1 protein-coding gene and 2 pseudogenes are annotated in these 1,106 nt (G+C 68.0%); all 3 read right to left on the bottom strand.

Annotation, left to right across the window (positions count from 1 at the left end; all coding sequences use genetic code 11):
- Positions 1-113 (bottom strand): annotated as a pseudogene (locus JYJ84_RS37265) (MotA/TolQ/ExbB proton channel family protein); the annotation flags it as partial.
- 18 nt (positions 114-131) lie between these two features.
- A complete protein-coding gene (gene dapB / locus JYJ84_RS37270; RefSeq protein ID WP_175222958.1) occupies positions 132-929 on the bottom strand; it encodes a 4-hydroxy-tetrahydrodipicolinate reductase in 798 nt (265 codons plus the stop codon).
- Between the two features lie 62 nt (positions 930-991).
- A pseudogene (locus tag JYJ84_RS38195) lies at positions 992-1,106 on the bottom strand (outer membrane protein assembly factor BamE); the annotation flags it as partial.

Consider the following 1,106-nt stretch of genomic DNA (forward strand, 5'->3'; position numbering starts at 1 on the left):
GTGAGGAGGAAGCACCAGCTGGCGACGGACATCGCCAGCAGCACATAGGCGACGGCGTGCGTGATCGCATCGCCGCTTTCGAGGTAGTGGACAACGCCGGTGGGTATCGCCATCGGAGTTTCCCCGTGGGGTCAGCGCAGGCCGAGCACGTCCTGCATGTCGAACAGGCCGGCGCCGCGCGCCGACAGGAAGTGGACCGCGCGCAACGCGCCCTGCGCGTACGACACGCGGCTCGACGACTTGTGCGTGATCTCGATGCGCTCGCCGATCCCGGCGAACAGCACGGTGTGGTCGCCGACGATGTCGCCGCCGCGCACCGCGGCGAAGCCGATCGACGACGGGTCGCGTTCGCCCGTCACGCCGTGGCGGCCGTACACCGCGCAATCGTCGAGCGAGCGGCCGAGCGCGCCGGCGACGGCTTCGCCCATCATCAGCGCGGTACCCGACGGCGCATCGACCTTGTGGCGGTGATGCGCCTCGATGATCTCGATGTCGTAGCCGTGCGAGAAATGCTTCGCCGCGAATTCGAGCAGCTTCAGCGTGACGTTCACGCCGACGCTCATGTTCGCCGCGAACACGATGCCGATCTTGCCCGCCGCGGCCTGCAACTCGGCCTTCTGCTCGGCGGTGAAGCCGGTCGTGCCGATCACGAGCTTCACGTCGTGGCGCAGCGCGGCCTCGATATGGGCCATCGTGCCTTCCGGACGCGTGAAGTCGATCAGGTAGTCGGCCTGCGCGAACACGGCGTCGAGGTCGGCGGTCAGCTTGACCCCGGTATCCTTGCCGAGGAACGCGCCGGCGTCCTGGCCGAGGAACGGCGCGTCGGCACGGTCGAGCGCGCCGACGAGCTGCGCGTCGGAATCGTTGAGAACGGCTTCGATCAGCATCCGGCCCATTCGGCCCGATGCGCCGGCAATCGCAATCTTCATGGCTTTCTACACGACAGGTCTAAAGACGGGCGGCGCATGCCGCCCTGTTTCCACACGCGAACTTACTGCGCCGGCGCGGTGAGCGGCTGGTTCTGCAGCGTGTCGGAGCCTTGCGGGCCGACCGGCGGCGACGCCTCGTTCGACACGTTCGGCTGCGGCGGACGATGGAACTGGAAC

The organism is Burkholderia sp. LMG 13014 (genome assembly GCF_905232215.1).
Taxonomy (GTDB): Bacteria; Pseudomonadota; Gammaproteobacteria; order Burkholderiales; family Burkholderiaceae; genus Burkholderia.